This window comes from Microbacterium gubbeenense DSM 15944 (assembly GCF_000422745.1).
In the GTDB taxonomy this organism is placed as follows: Bacteria; Actinomycetota; Actinomycetes; order Actinomycetales; family Microbacteriaceae; genus Microbacterium; species Microbacterium gubbeenense.
Window position 1 is genome coordinate 13,099 of sequence record NZ_AUGQ01000024.1, and the last position, 15,143, is coordinate 28,241.

13 protein-coding genes and 1 pseudogene are annotated in these 15,143 nt (G+C 67.4%); 9 read left to right on the forward strand and 5 right to left on the reverse strand.

What is annotated here, in order from left to right:
- Positions 1 to 5 precede the first annotated feature (5 nt).
- Entirely contained in the window at positions 6 to 647 is a 642-nt protein-coding gene (locus tag G510_RS0111495) for a hypothetical protein (RefSeq protein ID WP_157560577.1), read from the reverse strand.
- A 98-nt stretch (positions 648 to 745) separates the two neighbouring features.
- A complete protein-coding gene (gene hrpB, locus G510_RS0111500) occupies positions 746 to 3,238 on the reverse strand; it encodes an ATP-dependent helicase HrpB (protein WP_084644341.1) in 2,493 nt (830 codons plus the stop codon).
- Positions 3,239 to 3,276: 38 nt separating this feature from the next.
- Here hrpB and G510_RS0111505 point away from each other — a divergent pair, with 38 nt between their 5' ends.
- From G510_RS0111505 to G510_RS0111520, 4 genes are all read left to right on the forward strand, one after another.
- Complete coding sequence (locus G510_RS0111505; protein WP_029153745.1) at positions 3,277 to 4,248, forward strand: alpha/beta hydrolase; 972 nt, start codon at positions 3,277 to 3,279, stop codon at positions 4,246 to 4,248.
- Between the two features lie 67 nt (positions 4,249 to 4,315).
- Positions 4,316 to 4,813, forward strand: a complete 498-nt coding sequence (locus tag G510_RS16650; protein WP_036323039.1) for a GNAT family N-acetyltransferase — start codon at positions 4,316 to 4,318, stop codon at positions 4,811 to 4,813.
- Positions 4,810 to 5,619, forward strand: a complete 810-nt coding sequence (locus G510_RS0111515) for an HAD family hydrolase (RefSeq protein ID WP_051216706.1) — start codon at positions 4,810 to 4,812, stop codon at positions 5,617 to 5,619. The genes G510_RS16650 and G510_RS0111515 overlap by 4 nt, the downstream gene beginning before the upstream one ends.
- A 196-nt stretch (positions 5,620 to 5,815) precedes the next feature.
- Positions 5,816 to 7,066, forward strand: coding sequence for an acyl-CoA dehydrogenase family protein (locus G510_RS0111520; RefSeq protein ID WP_036323042.1), 1,251 nt, complete (start codon positions 5,816 to 5,818; stop codon positions 7,064 to 7,066).
- Between the two features lie 13 nt (positions 7,067 to 7,079).
- Here the strand turns inward: G510_RS0111520 and G510_RS0111525 are convergent, their stop codons facing one another.
- The gene (locus G510_RS0111525; RefSeq protein ID WP_029153748.1) at positions 7,080 to 7,577 is read right to left on the reverse strand and encodes a pyridoxamine 5'-phosphate oxidase family protein; all 498 of its coding nucleotides are present in this window, start codon (positions 7,575 to 7,577) and stop codon (positions 7,080 to 7,082) included.
- A gap of 415 nt (positions 7,578 to 7,992) precedes the next feature.
- On the opposite strand from G510_RS0111525, the gene G510_RS0111530 reads away from it, so the two are divergent.
- From G510_RS0111530 to G510_RS0111545, 4 genes are all read left to right on the forward strand, one after another.
- Positions 7,993 to 9,105, forward strand: a complete 1,113-nt coding sequence (locus G510_RS0111530) for a DUF4232 domain-containing protein (RefSeq protein ID WP_169562615.1) — start codon at positions 7,993 to 7,995, stop codon at positions 9,103 to 9,105.
- Between the two features lie 88 nt (positions 9,106 to 9,193).
- Complete coding sequence (locus G510_RS16655) at positions 9,194 to 10,756, forward strand: HNH endonuclease signature motif containing protein (RefSeq protein WP_051216707.1); 1,563 nt, start codon at positions 9,194 to 9,196, stop codon at positions 10,754 to 10,756.
- Between the two features lie 132 nt (positions 10,757 to 10,888).
- Complete coding sequence (locus tag G510_RS16660) at positions 10,889 to 11,911, forward strand: protein kinase domain-containing protein (RefSeq protein WP_051216708.1); 1,023 nt, start codon at positions 10,889 to 10,891, stop codon at positions 11,909 to 11,911.
- Positions 11,912 to 12,287: 376 nt separating this feature from the next.
- On the forward strand, positions 12,288 to 13,154 hold the full coding sequence (locus G510_RS0111545; RefSeq protein WP_029153750.1) for an alpha/beta fold hydrolase: 867 nt from the start codon (positions 12,288 to 12,290) through the stop codon (positions 13,152 to 13,154).
- Between the two features lie 208 nt (positions 13,155 to 13,362).
- On the opposite strand, the gene G510_RS0111550 is transcribed toward G510_RS0111545, so the two are convergent.
- Both G510_RS0111550 and G510_RS0111555 read right to left on the reverse strand, forming a co-directional pair.
- The gene (locus G510_RS0111550) at positions 13,363 to 13,806 is read right to left on the reverse strand and encodes a bleomycin resistance protein (protein WP_029153751.1); all 444 of its coding nucleotides are present in this window, start codon (positions 13,804 to 13,806) and stop codon (positions 13,363 to 13,365) included.
- Between the two features lie 113 nt (positions 13,807 to 13,919).
- The gene (locus G510_RS0111555) at positions 13,920 to 14,540 is read right to left on the reverse strand and encodes a hypothetical protein (protein ID WP_036323045.1); all 621 of its coding nucleotides are present in this window, start codon (positions 14,538 to 14,540) and stop codon (positions 13,920 to 13,922) included.
- Between the two features lie 388 nt (positions 14,541 to 14,928).
- Here G510_RS0111555 and G510_RS18010 point away from each other — a divergent pair.
- Positions 14,929 to 15,143: pseudogene (locus G510_RS18010) on the forward strand (ISL3 family transposase); the annotation flags it as partial.

The window sequence follows — 15,143 nt, forward strand, 5'->3', positions numbered from 1 at the left end:
GCGGATCAGCCGGCGGTCGGCACGAGGACCGACGTGACCTTGACGATTCCCGCGCCGTACTCCTCGTCGAAGGAGTTCTGCAGCGACCCGTCGTCGAAGGTGACGCTCACGTTGACCGTGCCGAAGCCGTCGACGGTCGAGGACAGCACCCCGGGGGTCGACGACATGATGTCGGACGAGATGTCGGTGAGCTCATCGGTCGGCTGCACGCACTCGTCGCCCTTGCACGTGGGGTCGATCGGCAACTCATCCGTGGCCTCGGTGTCGACCGATGTCACGGCAAGGGTCTCCTCGTCGGGCGCGTAGTCGCCTTCGACGGTGAACAGGCCCCAGCGGACATCGTCCTGCTCCTGGACATCGCCGTCGACCTCATCCCAGTCCCACCCGGTCAGCGTGATGCCGGAGCATTTCGGCGGCGCCGTATCGGCGACCATGCCGATGCACATCTGCGGGTCGTCGCCGGCGGCCAGGTCGTCAACGACCGTGTACGGCACGATCGTCGAGACGCTGAAGGTGCCGTCGTCGTTGGCCGTCGCGGTGGGCATGGGCTGGCCGTCGGCGCCGTCCGTGCCGGGCGACGACGTTGCACAACCGACGAGAAGCAGGACCGATGCCACAGCCACTCCGATGATCTTCGCTGTCCGCATGCCCCCAGTATCACCCGTGATCCGCAGTATGGCACCACGTGTTGCGGAAATGTGAAGCAGATGCGGAGCACGGCGCCGACCGAATTTCGGAATGGCGCTCAGCGCGGAATCCTCCTCGTCGTCCGCGCCGTCGCGGGCGCGGTCCATGGATCCTCGGGCCAGGGGTGCTTCGGATAGCGGCCCCGCATCTCCTTGCGCACATCCTGGTACGGCCCGTTCCAGAACGACGCGAGATCGCCGGTGACGGCCAGCGGGCGTCGGGCGGGGGAGAGGAGATGGAACTGTACGGCGACGCGCCCGTCGACGAGGCGCGGTGTCTCGGCGAGACCGAAGACCTCCTGCAGCTTGACCGCGACGATCGGGCTTCCGGCGGCATCCGCCGGGTACTCGATCCGCACGCTCGAACCTGACGGCACGGCGAGGCGCTCCGGAGCGAGCTGGTCGAGCCGGGCGGCCTCGGGCCACGGGAGCAGGCCGCGGATCGCGCTCGTCAGGTCGAGCCCCGCGAGGGATGCGGAACCGCGCAGCGCGCCGCCGAGCCAGCCCTCGAGGTCGTCGAGCAGTGCGCCGTCGCCGACGTCCGGCCACGGCTCGCCGATCTCGCGGTGGATGAGGCCGAGCCGCGACCGCAGCGCCCGCGCCGCATCGGGCCAGGTCAGCGCCTCGAGGCCTTCGGCGCGCACGTGCGCGATCAGGGCCTGCGCCGCCTCCTCGGGACGAGGGCGGCCGGGCGTCGACGACAGCACGATCGCCCCGAGGCGGCGCTCCTCCCGCACCTTCGCGCACCCGCCCTCCACCGCGGTCTCACGGACGGTGCGGAGGCTCCCGATCGCGAGGGCATCGGGCTCGGCGAGCGCGGCGGCGAGCCGGATGACGGCGCCCGTTCCCGCGGCGGCCGCACCATCCGCGCGCTGCACCTCGCAGACCGCGATCCACTCTGATCCGATGAGGCCGGATCCCTCCGGAAGCGCCGCGCGGGTGCCGCTCGCGAGCAGGTAGACCCGCGAAGACGCCGCCACGCGGCGGGCGATCCAATCGGGCCTCGCGAACCCCGCCACGACGCCCGGCGCGTCGCGCGTGCTCGACGACGCGCCGCGGGATCCGCCCGCGATGCGCGCGAGACGCTTCACCTCGGCGCGCCAGCGTCCGGCGGCCGGTGCGGACCCGCGGCGCAGCGACCGCACGAGCGCGCCGAGGTCGGCGCCCGGGTCGCGATGATCGCCGGACATCGCGGCGACGACCTCCGCGGCGGTCTGCGGGTCTGCATCCGCGTCGAGGAGCGCACGCGCCTCTCTCGCTCCCACCGGCATCCGCGCGACGCGCGAGCCGAGCACGGTCGCCCTGCCTGCGTCGTCCACGAGTCTCAGCTCGCCCAGCACGCCGACGCCGACGGCGATCGCCGCGGGCGGCGGCGCGGTCAGCATCGGCATCCCGCGACCCTCGGGCGCGCCCCACTCTGCGAGCAGCAGCGCGGCGTCGGTGAGGTCGGCGGATAGGATCTCCGGATCCGCCTCCGCGCGGAACGCCGCGAACTCGGCCTCCGTATAGGTGCGCACGGCGCGACCCGGGCCCTGGCGCGCGGCGCGTCCGGCGCGCTGATCCGCGCTGGTTCGCGAGGCGCTCACGGTGACGAGGCCCGACATGTCGCGCGAACGATCGCGCCGGATCTCCCGCGAGAGGCCGGCATCGATCACGAGGCGCACTCCGGGAACCGTCAGCGAGCTCTCGGCGAGGGCCGTACTGACGACGATGCGCGGCGGGCCTGAGGGATCCGTGCGGCCGGACACGGCCCGATCCTGTTCGTCCGCGGAGAGCCTGCCGTGCAGGGGGAGCGCGTCGACGTCCGGGGCGCGGTCTCGGATCCGTCGCACGACGACATCGACGTCCCGCGCAGACGGCACGAACACGAGCGCGTCGTGCCCCGTCGCCCTCTGCTCGGAGACGGCCACGTCGGCGACATGATCCAAGAAGTCGTGCTCGACGCCGCGCACGCCGAGCCGCGGCGTCGAACTCGGTGCGTAGGCGATCTCGAGCGGATGGAGCGCCGACGGGACGTCGACCACGGCGGCGCCGAGCAGGTCCGCGAGCGGGCCGGAGGTGATCGTCGCCGACATCGCGACGAGAACGAGATCCTCGCGGAGCGCGCGCACCTCTCCGAGCATGCCGAGGAGGAGATCGCTGTCGACCGATCGCTCGTGCACCTCGTCGAGGATCACCGCCGAAATACCCTCGAGCGCCGGATCGTTCAGCAGGCGGCGCAGCAGCACGCCGGGCGTCACGGTCTCGATCCGCGTCTCGGCCGACACGGCTTTCTCGCCGCGCACCGTGAACCCGCTCGGTCCGCCCAGCCGCGTGCCATCGAGGTCGGCGATGCGCCGCGCCGCCGCGCGCACGGCGACGCGGCGCGGCTGCGTGACGAGGATCCGGCCGCCCAGAGCGTTGGCGACGAGCGGCGGCACGAACGTCGTCTTGCCGGTGCCGGGCGGGGCCGTGACGACCGCGGCGCCCGTGGACACGGCGCGCTCGAGTTCGGCCCGCGCACCGGCGACGGTGAGGCCCGCGCCCAAACGGTCGAGGTCGAACGTATGCATCCGTCCATTGTCGCCGCTGCGCCGCATATCCTGATCCCATGGCAGGCACGTGGATCCCTGATGTGCTGGGCGAGGAGTTCGAACAGCTGACGCTTCCGCTCGAGCCCGACAACGAGGGGGAGGTCGTCGCGACCCTGGTGCGCGCGCTGCCGAAGAAGCGATGGTTTCGGCGCCGCCCGCTCGAGGACGTCGATGTGCTCTACGTGCACGGCTGGTCAGACTACTTCTTCCAGAAGCGCGTGGCGCGCACGTTCACGGAGCTCGGCGCGCGGTTCTACGCCCTCGACCTGCGCAAGTACGGGCGGAGCCTGCGAGAGGGCCAGTCGGCCGGTTATGTCGACGACCTCGCGACGTACGACGAGGACATCCGGGCCGCGCTCGATGCCATCGGATCCGGGCGCCGCCTCGTGCTGTTCGGGCATTCGACGGGAGGCCTCGTCCTGAGCCTGTGGGCGCACCGGAATCCGGGCGCCGCGAGCGCAGTGATCCTGAACAGCCCGTGGCTCGAGCTGCAGCTGCCCAAGTTCCAGCGCGAGGCGATCACGCCGCTGATCGAGATGCAGGCACGAAGGCGCCCGATGGATCGCACGCCGCAGATCGATCTCGGGTTCTATTCGCGGGCCCAGGCGGCCGCCGCGGATCCGGACGACCCCATCGAATACGACTTCGCGTGGCGGCCCGAGCAGTCGATGTCGGTGCACATCGGGTGGCTCAGCGCCATCCTGCGCGGGCATGATCAGGTCGAGGACGGTCTCGCCATCGACGTGCCGATCCTCGTCATGCTGTCCGCCCGATCCGCCCGGCCGCTGCGGTGGTCCGACGATCTCACGCGCGCGGATTCGGTGCTGATCGTCGACGACATCGCGCGCGCCGCGCTGGGGCTCGGCCCTCTCGTCACGGTCGCCCGCATTGAGGGGGCGCTGCACGACGTCTTCGTCTCCCGGCGCGACGCGCGCGCGGAGGCGTACCGCGTTCTCACCGCCTGGGCGGAGCGCATGCTCCCGCGATAGTGCTGTCGGTCGACCTCCTCGGTAGCGTTGAGGTGCACCGCTCACGCCGATCCTCCTGGGAGCCTCCATGACCTTCACGACCCGTCGCTTCGGCGCCGCGGACTGGCAGGAGTACCGCGAGATCCGCCTGCGCATGCTCGCGGACACCCCGATCGCGTACGGCGAGACTCTCGAGCACGCGCGGTCGCTCGGCGACGCCGATTGGATCATGAAGGCGACGAGGAACGAGGTGGAGCCGAACATCGGCTTGGCGGCGATCGACGACGAGGGCGCCTGGCTCGGCGTGATGAGCGGGTTCGTCAGCGCGCACGCCGGGGCGATGCTCATCGGCGTTTTCGTGGATCCGGCCGCGCGCGGCCGCCACGAAGGAGTGGCGGACGAGCTGCTCGATGGCATCGTCGACTGGGCGCGCGTGTTCGGAAGCACGCTCACGCTCGACGTGCACGCCGACAACCCCCGCGCGATCGGGTTCTATCGCCGCCGCGGCTTCGTGGACACGGGCGTCACGATGGACTACGAGCTGCCGCCCTTCGGCATCGAGAACCAGATGCGGCTGGCGCTGTGACGCTGCCCCTCAGGCTGTCGCCCGGCATGCTCATCGCGACGGATCTCGACGGCACCCTCGTGCCGAAGGACAGCATGACGGTGCCCCCGTTCACGGCACGCGTCCTGCGCGACGTCGACGAGGCGGGAGTGCCGGTCGTCTTCACCACCGGGCGCCCGCTGCGCTGGGTCGAACCGCTGCGCGAGCACATCGGCGCACACGGCATCGCGATCGTCTCGAACGGCGCGTTCACGTACGACCTGCACACGGATCGCGCCGGCCGCGTCCACGGGATCGATCCCGCTTCCGGGCTCGAGGTCGCCGGCCGCATCACCCGCGCGCTGCCGAGCGCGCAGCTCGCGCTGGAATTCCCTGATGGGATCCGCGTGACGCCCGAGTTCGCGCGCGCCTCCCAGCGGGACGGCGCGCCGTGCGGTGACCTCCCGTCGCTGTGGACCGAGCCGGCGATCAAGCTGCTCGTCCGGGATGCGTCGGTCGACGGCGACGAGCTCCGCGACGTCGTGACGGCCGTGGTCGGCGAGGACGCGACCGTCACCTGGTCGATTCCGGGGTTGATCGAGATCAGCGCGCCCGGCATCACTAAGGCCCACGCGCTGCAGGCGCTGTGCGCCGAGCGGGGCATCGACGCGTCGGGGGTGGTGGCGTTCGGCGACATGCCCAACGACATCCCGATGCTCGCCTGGGCGGGAACTGCGTGCGCCGTCGACAACGCGCACGAGAGCGTGCGCCGCATCGCGGACCACGTGATCCCGAGCGTGCACGACGAGGGCGTCGCGCACACGCTCGCCGCATTGCTCGCGGCGTGAGTTCGGGAGTGCCCCGTGGCCGTTTCGCCCGTCAGAACGACCACGGGGCACTCCCGAAACATGAGTCGCTGTGTGACGAGATATCGTCACGCGACGTCATGAGCGGACATGCATTGTCACCGTGATTGACAGGGTCGTGCGGGGCGCGCGAATGTTGCGGAAACCCATTCCGCAGGATCCCCAGAGAAGAGCCGCCATGTCCCTCGAAACAGCCCCCGCAACCGACGCCGCGGTGACGAATCGCTGGGCCGGCGCGCCCCGCCCGCAGACTGCTGATCATTGGCTGACGCGCGCGGAGGAGGTCGCCGATATTCTTGCCGTCGACGCGATCGAGCGCGACCGTGCCAACGCCGCTCCGCACGCCGAGGTCGGTCTGCTGAAGGATTCCGGCCTCGTGACGGTGCTCGGGCCAGTCGAGCACGGCGGCGGCGGGCAGACGTGGCAGACCGCGAACCGCATCGTGCGCACCGTCTCGCGCGCCGACGGATCCATCGGGCAGCTGCTCGGCTATCACTACCTGTGGGCGTGGGCCGCGCGCCTCGTCGGCACCGAGGCGCAGATATCCGCCGTCGAAGAGCTCTACACGACGGGCAACCTGTTCTTCGGGGGAGCGGTCAACCCGCGCGATTCGGATCTCACGATCACCGAAGACGGCGATGAGCTCGTCTTCAACGGACGCAAGTCGTTCTCGACCGGTGGCCGCGTCGCGGACCTCACGGTGCTCGAGGGAGTGCTCGAGGGCACGGACACGCATGTCTTCGCGATCGTGCCGACCGATCAGCAGGGCATCGTCTTCGCCGGCAACTGGGACAACCTGGGTCAGCGCCTCACCGAATCGGGCGGCGTCGAGATCCGCGACGTGCGGGTCGACTGGGCAAACGCCGCGGGGTTCATCGACCGCGTCTACCAGCCCCTTGTATACAACACGTTGAACGTGCCGGCGCTGCAGGCCACGTTCAACAACATCTACCTCGGGATCGCGGAGGGCGCGCTGCGCGCCGCCGCGGCGTACTCGCGTGAGTACACGCGCGCCTGGCCGTACGGGGGAGAGGGCAAGAGCCGGGGAACGGAGGAGTTCTACGTGCTCGAGGGCTACGGCGAACTCGCATCGAAGGTGTGGGCGAACGCGGCCCTCGTCGACGAGGTCGACCGCGAGATCAGCGAGATCCTGCACGACGAGCGCGAGAACCTGACCGAGCGCCGGCGCGGCGAAATCGCAGTGCGCGTGGCGGCCGCGAAGCTGCGGATCATCGAGGACGGCCTCGAGGTCACCACGAAAGTGTTCGAGCTGACGGGCGCGCGAGCAACCGCCAACTCGGTCGGCCTCGATATCTACTGGCGCAACCTCCGCACGCACAGCCTTCACGACCCGGTGGCGTACAAGAAGCACGAGGTCGGTCGGTACGCGTTGCTCGGGGAAGTGCCGGAGCCGAGCTGGTACACGTGAACCGGGCGGCGCGCTAAGGCTGCTCGCGCGCGTCACGCTCGGCGGCGAGCTGTTCGACAGCCGTCGGCAGAGTCGTCTCGAAGTCAATGAGCTTCACCCAGGTGGGGACGATCCTGATGCGCACCATCTGTTTGTACAGCGAGTGCACCTCGGCTTCCCACTCGGCCCGCTGCTCGGGCGTCATCGAGTAGACGTTGTTCGTGCTCAGGTACTCCTCGGGAATGCCATCGACGACCTCGAGTGCGGCACGTCCGCGGATCAGCAGGATCTTGGGCGGGAACACCTCGGTATCGATCGTGAGCGCCACCTGCGGGTTCGCGCGCAGGTGGCGCAGCTTCGGCGCGTTGGTGGTCGTGCACACGACGATCCCGGATCCGTTCCAGACGAATCCCATCGGAACGTTGCGCGGGGATCCGTCAAGCGCCACGTATGCCATGCGCGCGATGTCGCGTGCGAGGAGCTGCTCGCTGTAGGGGAGGGTGAGGATCCGAGTGATTTCTGCATGATCCATGAGATGCCGCCTTCGTCGATACGGATAAGTTTCCTACGGACATTCCCGGATGCGACGGGATCCGCGTACAGGGACGCGGGTCATCGGCGCGAACTCACCGGTACGGTGGTGCCATGCGAACCAGGGAGGCCGTGGTCGGGGACGCGCCACGCATCGCGCGCGTGCACGTCGAATCGTGGCGCGGCGTACGAAGGTCTGATGCCCCAGGCGTGCTCGATGACCGGTCTGAGGGCGCAAGCGCCGAGCGCGCTGTGGGCTTATACGTACGCAACGCCAGGATGGCGGACGGCGCCCTCAAGGTCGTCAAGCGACCGGGGCGGGTTCTTCGGGAACGCCCGGACATGAAGCGACTCGCCGACGCATGACACCCGATACGTCGAGGGCGGGATCCGCGAGAGGCTCGTTATGGATCCGATTGATTGGTTGGGTCGCGTTCCCCGTGGTGGGCGTGCTCGCTGCGGTCGCGGCAGACGCTCTTCGCCGGGCGCTTCGGTGGAACGCGTCGATTGAGTTCTGGCGAGCGAGCGAGGCCTGGTTGCCGACGATCGTTCCCGCGCACGCCGGCTACACCGTGGATCCCTGGCCCGCCCTGATATGGCGAACGCTGCTGTTCGCGCTGGGATTGGCTCTCGCCGCGTTCTCGATGATCCTCCTCGCTGGCCGGAAGCGGCGCGGGTGGTGGTTTCGCGCGCTTGTTCTGTGGATCTCCGTGGTGGTCGTTGCAGTCGGCGTCGTCGGTGTCGCGCAGATTGGAGAATGGCTGCTCGAGGTTCAGTCGTTCGGCGGGCTCGGCGGATCCCACATCCGCACGTTCACGCTGCCCGCGCTGCAAGAAGCGGCGCGTTGGGGACTGCTCTGGGGGTGGATACCTGCGCTCGCGACGACGTTGTGCGGCGTGCCGGGCCCGAACCGGCCGTCCCGGCGCCGAGCGCTCGTCGTGGCCACCGTGCTCGTGATCGCAGCAGCGTTGGCGTGCGCGATTCTCGCCGCGACGACGCGCGGGGCCGCGCTCTCCGCGCGCACAGAAGTGGCCACGCAGGATCCTCCGAAACAGACGGAGCCGGCGGCCCCCACGGATCCTCCTCCGGCCGTTGCGGAGACGATCGACCCCGACTTCCCGGGACGGTGCGCGGCCGACGACGTGTCCGTCGAGATCGGCGGGTTCGATGCGGCGACCGGATCCCGCTACCTCACGTTCGAGGCGCGCAATATGTCTGCCGAGGCATGTGATCTGAGAGGTGCGCCCGATCTCGCGTTCGCGTCGGACGTCGGGAACGCGATCCGTCCGGTGATCGGACCGAGGAACTTCACGACAGCCGGCGAGCCGATCGGGGAAGACGTAGTGACTCTCGCTCCCGGGGGCACGGCACGCGCCGATCTCGTGTGGCGTGCGCCGACGGGACGACCGATCGACCTCACAGTGCTCTTGGCCCCCTGGGCGGGTGCAGTACGCACCTCGACGTCGGAGGTTCTCGACGTCGTGGACGGCGGGGAGATGGCGTTGACGCCGTGGTACGTCGCGGAATGAAGCACGATGAATACTGACTCGCGGCATCGCTCTCGATGCTCTTTTGAAGCGCCCTTCGTTTGTCGGTGGTTCCCCATAACGTGACGACATGGCGCAGGCACGATTCTCCGAAGGGCTCCCGGGCTTCACTCCCGAGCAGCTCGATCGCGCCCGCGCACTCGTCGCGCGGATCGCTGAACGGCGCCGGCAGATCGCGCGTATTGAGGCCGACATCATCGCTGCCACGCAAGAGTTAGCGACAATTGCCGATGCCATATCAAGCGACGCCCTGGGTTCAGACGGCCCCGAATATGCTCGGCGGTCGATGACGACAGAAGTAGCTGCCGCGACGCGCGTGCATCCGCACACCGCCCGCGCGCAGATGGACGAAGCCGAAAGAATCGTGGGCGACTTTCCCGAGACATTCGAGGCGCTCAGCGAGGGCCGCGTTTCACTCGCGCACGCACGCATCGTGGCGGATGCGGGCGGCGGTCTCGATCCGAGTGCGCGCGCGTCGTTGGATTCGTGCGCCATCCCGTTCGCCGAGACGCGCACGCCGGGCGACCTGCGCCGAATCACGAAGAAGCAGGCCGCTGACCTCGCGTCCGACTCGCCGAGCGAACGTCACGAGATCGCGCGAGCAGAACGACGCGTTGCGCTGACCGAGCTCGACGACGGTATGAGTGAATTGCATGTCGTCGCACCGACGTTCGAAGCACGCACGATCTACGACCGCCTCACGCGCCTATCCCGGTTCGTGAAGACCGACCGCCGCCGCGCGCGCAGCGCGTTCATTCGCGAACACGGCATGGAGCCCGAAGAACATGTGGGGCCAGATCGCATCGCGGCAGTCGAAGGAAACGCGCTCGCGGCGAGCGATCGCCGCACGATGGATCAGCTTCGGGCGGATATCTTGAGCGACATCCTCTTGACGTCCGCGCCGACCGGGCACCGCCTGCACGCATCCGGGCCAGACGCCTCGCTCGACAACGTGCAAGCTCAAGTGCAGGTCACGATTCCTGCGGCACAGATCGTCGATCCTGATAGTAACGCCCCGAGCTGGCTCGACGAGGGCGCGCTCATCTCGTCGCACACCGCTCGCCGCGTCGCGGCACACGCCGCGGGCTGGGACAGATTGTTCGTCAGGCCCGAGACTGGCGAGGTGGTCTCGGTTGACCGGTACCGACCATCGAGTGAGCAGAAGCGCGTTCTTCGCGCGCGAGATATGACGTGCCGATTCCCCGGATGTACGACGCCCGCGCGAAGATCCGATATCGACCATTCCCACGACTACGCGCGAGGCGGCCGAACCGACGTTGAGAACCTCAGCGCGCTCTGCGAAACGCACCACATGGTCAAGCACGCCGCGGGATGGACTCTGGTCCAGCTCGGCGGGGGAGTGCTCGAATGGCTCAGCCCGCTCGGCTACACCTACCGCGATGAGCCGGCGAGCCGCGCCTTCTTCCGCCAGACGCACGGGCTCCACGGGGCACGGCACGAGCGGACGACGCACGACAGCGAACGGCGGAGGGTTGCGCGCGAGGCCCGCCGCGAGGCTCAGCGCGCGAGCGAGCGGCGCGACGAATCGTGCGCCCGGGAGGACGAGTCGCGCAACGATCGTGTGGCGCGGTTCACCCAGCCGCCCCCCGATGTCGACACGGGTCCGCGTTGAATCGTGAGCTGCAGGTGTCCTCAACTAGGGGTTGATACCCCGATGCCACCGGTCTGTGCCGAGACGTAACTATGAGACTCGTGCGTCCGCGGCCGCTCGAGCGAGTGCGGGCGGGCGATATACGTTGGATCGATGTCGCCAGTTTCGAAGCTCGAGGAACTCACCGCCTTACTCGCCGATCTCGACGATGCCGAAGTCCTCGCAATTCTCGACGGAGCCGAGCATTTGGCCACCGGTATCGGCGGTGCGACCTCACGGGTACGCCTGCAAGGCTCCGACATCTTCGTTAAACACTTGCCGTTGACGGCGATCGAGAAGGACGACCCGATCTCGACGATCAACCGGTTCGGCCTCCCTGTCTCCTGCCACTACGGCATCGGGAGCCCCGGGTTCGGCGTCGGACGTGAGGTAGCGACTCACCAACTCACTTCGAAGTGGGTGACTTCGGGTGCGACAGCGCACTTCCCGGTTCTTTATCATTGGCGCGTTCTTGACCAACGGTGCCGAATTGATGTCTCTGAGTTCGACGGGCCCGCGCCTCAGCTCCAATGGGGCTCGCACTGGCCCAGAGTCCGAGCCCGAGTCGAAGCACTCGCCACCGCTCGTTCCAGTGTCGTGCTCTTCCTCGAGTACGTGCCGCAGACGCTCGACATGTGGCTCCGAGAGCAGTTCAGCTCGGGAGACGGGACCGCAGCTCTGTCAAGCGCAATCAAGCAGATCGTCACAGGGGCAGCGTGGATGGAAGCGCACGGTATGCAACACCTCGACATGCATCCACGCAACATTCTCGTCCGTGATGGAGCCATGGTCTTCACTGACTTCGGGCTCGCCCTGCACCAGGACTTCGCCATGAACCGCGACGAGCGCGCATTCTTCGCTGCGCACGGCGGCTACGATCACGACACCGGAATCGCGAGCCTGCTTCACTGGGTACTGGCCGAGCTCGGGATCGGCTCTCGAACGCGACGTCTCGAAGTGCTCCGTGCCTCCGCTTCAGACCATCGCGCCACCGAACTCGATCCGTTTCGGGCCATGCTGGGGGACGGCGCCGACCTTATCGCGCAGTACGCACCTATCGGAGTTACTACGACAGCCTTTTTCGATGCGCTCATGCAGAACGCTTCGGCCACCACGTATAGCGGAGTCCCGAGATAGCAACGTCTGGTGAAGATCATGCTTTTGCGACACGCCGAGAGAGCGGGAAGCGTCTCTCCTCACGCCAACGGCCGCGCGACCCTTCGACGAGAAGAGTGACAGCGAATGCTGTCCCGCTCAGTGGTAGCTCGTCCCGGATAGTTCGCTCAACCTGTATCAAATCCCATACGCGGCGGAGTCGCCCACTGTGGCGTGAGGATGACGAGGACCGTGCGACGCCTCGATCGGGAGGCCATCAGCGCGACGATCGATGAGCGAGAACACAGCGCGAGTTCAATGTGGGGGGCGACGCCCGTTCTCTCCTCAGCCATCTAGCGCGCTGCGGAGTCGGCATTGTACGATCCGGTGAGCTTGTTCGCCGTGGAGGAGGTCACCAGTGACGCAGCACACACTCGCGCTACCAGAGGTCGACCTGGTCTATGACGTGCACGGGCCGCTGCCGACCGCGGATGGCCAGCCACCGCTGGTCATGATCGGCCAGCCGATGGACGCCAGCGGTTTCCAGGCCCAAGTGGAACTGTTCGAGGATCGCACCACCGTGACCTACGACCCACGTGGTTTGGGACGGAGCAGGCGCAAGGACGGCGTGGTCACGAACGAGCCGGAGGTCCAGGCTCAGGACATCCACGCGATCATCGAGGCGCTCGGCGTCGGCCCCGTGGAGATGCTCGCCAGCAGCGGTGGAGCGGTTAGCGCGCTCGCGTTGGTCACCGCGTACCCGGACGACGTGTCGACCCTGGTCGCGCACGAACCGCCGATCGACTGCGTCCTGCCGGATGCGGCGGCTGTCCACGAGGCCCGGTTGGCCTACACCCAGGTGTACCAGGACAAGGGCTGGGGCGCCGGGATGGCCGCGTTCATCGCGATGACCTCGTGGGAGGGCGAGATCACCGACGAGCACCTCGCCTGGCCGGCGCCGGACCCAGCCGCGTTCGGGTTGCCGGTCGAGGACGACGGAGTGCGGAATGACCCGCTGCTGTCCGACCGGTCGTGGGCGGTGCCCCTTTACCAGCCGGATCTCGAGGCCCTCAAGGCGGCGCCGACCCGGATCGTGGTCGCAGTCGGGGAGGAGTCGGTGAAGGTCTACACCGGTCGGACCGCGATCGCCCTCGCCGAACAGCTAGGTCAGCAAGCGACGGTCTTCCCCAGCCACCACGGCGGCTTCATGGGTGGCGAGTTCGGCTACGCCGGTCAGCCCGACGCGTTCGCCGCCAAACTCCGCGAGGTGCTGCATCGGCCTTGAATCCTAATCATTCGGCCACTGGGATAGTGACGTCGATCCAGAGCAATGACGGAATATCAAGGAACTCTTCGACGGTGCGCATCGATCCGAATCGATCGCTGCTCTAGAGCATCTGACGACGCTTTGCTCTCGATCGACTTCGGTTGCTCTGAGGGATTCTCAAGTGAGGCGGGTGTCTCGTAACAGTACGTGGCCCGTAACCCGTGGGCTACGAGACGCTCACGGGTCTTCTGCCGAGCGATGACTGGAACCTGATCAGGTACCCGTCTGGATCCTGAACGAGGAACTGAATCACACCGGCCTCGGTCTCGCCTGTTCGGTACCACTTGGTTTCTGGCTCCATGAAGAGCGCCCAGCCGTCGTCCCGTAGAGAACGGACAAGAGGGTCGATTGACTCCACGGAGATCTGGAAGTTGACTCCACGTCCGAGAGGACGCTCCAGCTCAGCCGGAGTCCAATTTCGACCGATGCCGGCCTGCTCGATCATGATGTGTGCTGAGCCGCGGGTGATGTAGGCAAAGCCCTCCTCGCGCCGTTCATACAGAACCTCGAACCCACAGAGGCGGCACCAGAAGTCCAAACTGTCGTCGAGGATCCCCACGAGAATTTCCGGGACAAGGTCTGGGTCAGATGCGGATCCCGAGTCGGCCATGGTCACGATACTGCCAGCCGGTCAATGGGCATGCGCTGCGGTTGTCGCGTATCCCATGGGTTTCGCGACAGTGAGGTTACGAGACACCCCGTGCCCGTCCGGTTGTGAATGCGTCAGTCGCCTGCGCTTCCCGGAAGCACGTCTCGATCAGGCCTGACCGAGACGCTGTCAATACGCGGGTCATTTCTTAGCTGTCTGAAGATGGGTAGCTCAGCCGCGACGATCAACGAATCTGGATAGAGCCGGCCGCCCCAAGCGAGCCGGCCCGCCGCATCCCACGCGAACTCCGGAACTCGTCGACCAGGCCGCACATCCTCGGGTCCGAGATCGGCCTCGAAGTACTCCTCACCGAACACGCGCGTTGTGGCGGCATCGTCCGGGGTTTCGCCGTAACCAACCCACCGGAGGCACCGGAGTGCGATATCCCCGATCCCGTCACGGAGCGCGTCAGCCGTCGAATCGTCCAGTTCTCCCATGCAGGAGACAAGTCCTCTTACTGCGGCCTGCTCATCAGCTATCGCCCGAGTGGCTTCGAACCAATTCAACGACGCGGGCTCCTCCTCGACGTCGACATACTGTGACCATCGCACCACGTCCTGGCCTTGTTCAAGAGCTGGATCCAGGAATGGGAGATACAGTCGCAACATCGGTAGACCCCTATGCGTCGCCGGGATGAACTCCCTCGCGAACCTTGCCCACCCCGACTGCGCAAATGCCTCGCTATCGTGCTCCATGCCGCAAGAGTAACCAAGAACGATTGCCTCGTCCCCCATACGTTTTGAGACGCCGATTGCGGCTCGGAGGACGTCAGCGATCAGGTGGCATCTACGAGACGTCACATATCTCTAGGGATACGAGACAGCCGACTGTTGCGGCGCGCGACGGTGTGGATTGATCTGCGAATCCTGAATTACCCGGTCTATCCAGTGATGTCTCGGCAAAGTCAGGATCGTGTCGCGATGGAACCATCCGAGTTCGGTGATCTCGTTCATGTCAGGAATCGCATTGCTGGCTCTTCGCAGTTGAGGGTGTAGTCGAGGGGCGCCGGCTGGTTCGCGGATAGACGTCGAGGTCTTCCAGGATGGAAGTTCTCACACTCACCGTCCGCCGGAAGACCTCGACTTGCACCACCCTACGTTCGCGACCCCTGACCTCACCACGTTCTGCCGCCTCGACGAGCTCGGCCTCGAAGCCGTCGGACAGCTGCTCGAGCCCGACCGGGCAGTACTTGAGTGCCGCGTCGTCGACGACGATCCGTGGTGTCGGAAGTGCGGCGCTGAGGGTGTGCCGCGTGACACGGTGACCCGGCCGCTCGCGCACGAGCCGTTCGGGCATCG

What these genes read in the sequence shown, in the direction of transcription:
- G510_RS0111555 (WP_036323045.1), bottom strand. Translation starts at nt 14,540, where the DNA reads ATGGAGCACGATAGCGAGGCATTTGCGCAGTCGGGGTGGGCAAGGTTC.
- hrpB (WP_084644341.1), bottom strand. Translation starts at nt 3,238, where the DNA reads ATGCATACGTTCGACCTCGACCGTTTGGGCGCGGGCCTCACCGTCGCC.
- G510_RS16655 (WP_051216707.1), top strand. Translation starts at nt 9,194, where the DNA reads ATGGCGCAGGCACGATTCTCCGAAGGGCTCCCGGGCTTCACTCCCGAG.
- G510_RS16650 (WP_036323039.1), top strand. Translation starts at nt 4,316, where the DNA reads ATGACCTTCACGACCCGTCGCTTCGGCGCCGCGGACTGGCAGGAGTAC.
- G510_RS0111550 (WP_029153751.1), bottom strand. Translation starts at nt 13,806, where the DNA reads ATGGCCGACTCGGGATCCGCATCTGACCCAGACCTTGTCCCGGAAATT.
- G510_RS0111495 (WP_157560577.1), bottom strand. Translation starts at nt 647, where the DNA reads ATGCGGACAGCGAAGATCATCGGAGTGGCTGTGGCATCGGTCCTGCTT.
- G510_RS0111520 (WP_036323042.1), top strand. Translation starts at nt 5,816, where the DNA reads ATGTCCCTCGAAACAGCCCCCGCAACCGACGCCGCGGTGACGAATCGC.
- G510_RS0111525 (WP_029153748.1), bottom strand. Translation starts at nt 7,577, where the DNA reads ATGGATCATGCAGAAATCACTCGGATCCTCACCCTCCCCTACAGCGAG.
- G510_RS16660 (WP_051216708.1), top strand. Translation starts at nt 10,889, where the DNA reads ATGTCGCCAGTTTCGAAGCTCGAGGAACTCACCGCCTTACTCGCCGAT.
- G510_RS0111505 (WP_029153745.1), top strand. Translation starts at nt 3,277, where the DNA reads ATGGCAGGCACGTGGATCCCTGATGTGCTGGGCGAGGAGTTCGAACAG.